This window comes from Rhodococcus sp. O3, from assembly GCF_048897285.1.
Taxonomy (GTDB): Bacteria; Actinomycetota; Actinomycetes; order Mycobacteriales; family Mycobacteriaceae; genus Rhodococcus.
In genome coordinates, this window is the sequence record NZ_JBMBTE010000270.1 from 1 (window position 1) to 2450 (window position 2450).

Below are 2450 nucleotides of genomic sequence, written 5' to 3' on the forward strand. Positions count from 1 at the left end.
CTGAACCGCCATTACGGCACACGGGGAGCCGACGCGGGCACACGGGGAGCCGACGCGGGCCGGAACCACGCGCTCACCCGGCCGATCAGGTCGGGATCACCGGCCGCCGTGACCGAGCCGTCCCCGAACGCGTCCGACCAGTCGCGCCTGCCCCGGGCGAGCGCCAGCAACGCCGGCATCGAGGACTCCAGGTACACATAGCGACTCTCGTCGAGGAGCGGGTCGGTGAGACACCCGTACGGCTCGACGCCTCGCTGCAGCACGAGCCAATACCGGCGGTCGCGCCGGTGGTGCAACCGCAATTCCAGGACGACGGGCCGCTCCGGCGCCCGGTCGGGATCCGCCCGCTGCGCCAGCCAGCCGAGCACGATGTCCGGGTCGCGGTCCAGCATGTCGGGATCGTCCGGGAGCCAGGTCTCCGCCCACACCCGCAGCGAGGCGAGTGTCGCGGTCAGTCCTTCCCCGACCTCGGTGAGGCGGTATGCCGGGTGCGCCTCCGGGCCGGCACAGCGCGAGACCAGGCCGAGTGTCTCCAGGTGACGCAACCGGTCGGCGAGCACCGAGCGCGAGATGCGGCCGGGCAGCCCGGCGGCCAGTTCGTTGAATCCCCGCGGCCCGAACGTCCCCAGTTCCCTCACGATGAGCAGACTCCATCGGTCGCCGAGGTGCTCGATGGCCTTGGTGAACGAGCAATATCCGACGAACTCGGTCGAGCCCACGACAAAAGTGTCCCACCACCGCGCTGGGTCGGACGGTTCGAACTTCGAACTGGTCCTCCCCGGTGGGGGCGCGGATTCTGGCAGCAGCACGAAGTTCGTCCCAGGAGTCCACGATGGCCACCCAGCAGAAGAATCCGCAGGCGCCGAGGCACCCGGACCCGTTGCGAGACAGGTACAACCGGATGGTCCGGGCGGCCGGCGCCGAGGGCCGCTTCGTCCGGACGCGGACCGGTCGGGTTCACGTGATCGAGTCCGGTGACGGGCCGCCGGTCGTGCACCTGCACGGCAACAACACCTCGTCGCTGTCCCATCTGATGCTGCTCGACCACACGACGACAACGCACTCGTTCCTCGTCGATCGGCCGGGATACGGGCTCAGCGAACCCGACCCGTTCCCGCGCAACAACTTTCGACAGTGCGCGGTCCGGTTCGTCGACGACGTCCTCGACGAACTCCGGCTCGGCTCGGTGGTCCTGGCCGGCGCCTCGGGAGGTGGGAGCTGGTCGGTCTGGTACGCCCTGGACCGCCCCGCACGCGTGCACGGTCTGGTCCTGCTCGGATCCGTCCCGCTGTTCCCCGGCGCCCGGATTCCGCCGGGTATCCGGCTCATGGCGACACCGCTACTGGGCTCCGTGCTCACTCGCACGGTCGCGCCGGGCCGTCGGATGCTGCTCCGCCTGATGTCGACGATGGGCGAGGCCGACACCATCCTGCGGTACCCGGACCTGCTCGACTCGCTCGTGGATGCCGCGCACGACCCGGTCGCCACCGGGGCCAACGTTGCCGAGCTCCGGGCGCTGCTGTCGCCGTTCGGTGTCCGATCCGGAAGCCGGATCCGCCCCGACGATCTGCGTCGTCTGTCCGTCCCCACCCTGATGATCTGGGGTGACCACGATCCCGTCGTCCCGGTGGCCGACGCGCGGGCGGCCGCCGACCTGATTCCGAAGGCTCGCCTCGAGGTGCTGCCCGCGGGGCACGTCCCGCAGCTCGGCAACCCCGCACGGGTGGCGGAGCTGATGGAGGAGTTCGCGCGGTCGGTGTCTCTTTCCGGCGGCCCCAACCGCCACAACGGCACACCCGGGGGCGTAGCCCCCTAACCGATCCGCAGGGGATCCATCTGGACGCGCAGCGGCCCGTCGGTGCGGCGGGCGGTGCGTGCGGCCTGCGCGTCCCGCAGTGCCCGGCCGAGCTCCCGACCGCGTCCGCGGCTCACGCGGACCAGCATGCGGTGCACCTCGTCCGGTTCCGGATCGTCCGCCCCGAACGGCAGCCGCTGGCCGGGTGGCAGAGGCACCGGGCCGAGCACCTCGGCGCCCTCCGGCAGGACCGTCGCCTCGAGCAGCCCCGCGACCGCGGCGGCACTGCCGTCGATTGCGGCCATGTGCACGGTCGGTGGAAAGCCGACCTCGGCGCGTTCGTCGAGCTGCGACCGCGCGTGCCCGACCGGATCCCACCGCACCAGCGCCTGCACGGTCGGGATCCCCGAGTCGGCGACGACCACGACCTGGCCGCCGTCGCGGAACGGACGGACCAGCGACGACGCGGCCAGCCAGCGTCGCAGTGTCTCCTCGGCGGCACGCAGGTCGGCGCGGCCGAGCAGCGCCCAGCCGTCGAGCAGCAGCGCCGCGCCGTACCCGCCGGGCGCGATCGGTTCGGCGCCGACCGTCGAGACCACCAGCACCGGTCCGTCGGGCGCAGCGACCTTGACGTCGGTGCCACCGGAGGTCACCA

General features: G+C 72.1%; 2 protein-coding genes and 1 pseudogene. 1 reads left to right on the forward strand and 2 read right to left on the reverse strand.

Annotated features, from left to right (window positions below):
• Positions 1-11: 11 nt before the first annotated feature.
• Positions 12-719, reverse strand: a complete 708-nt coding sequence (locus tag ACN675_RS28750) for a winged helix-turn-helix transcriptional regulator (protein ID WP_420754053.1) — start codon at positions 717-719, stop codon at positions 12-14.
• A gap of 113 nt (positions 720-832) precedes the next feature.
• Between ACN675_RS28750 and ACN675_RS28755 the strand changes: the two genes are divergently transcribed.
• The gene (locus tag ACN675_RS28755) at positions 833-1816 is read left to right on the forward strand and encodes an alpha/beta fold hydrolase (RefSeq protein ID WP_420754054.1); all 984 of its coding nucleotides are present in this window, start codon (positions 833-835) and stop codon (positions 1814-1816) included.
• Here the strand turns inward: ACN675_RS28755 and ACN675_RS28760 are convergent.
• A pseudogene (locus tag ACN675_RS28760) lies at positions 1813-2450 on the reverse strand (primosome assembly protein PriA); the annotation flags it as partial. The gene ACN675_RS28755 and the pseudogene ACN675_RS28760 overlap by 4 nt on opposite strands.

Excerpts from the sequence above, each read along its gene's own strand:
- ACN675_RS28755 (WP_420754054.1), top strand. The coding sequence starts at position 833 with ATGGCCACCCAGCAGAAGAATCCGCAGGCGCCGAGGCACCCGGACCCG.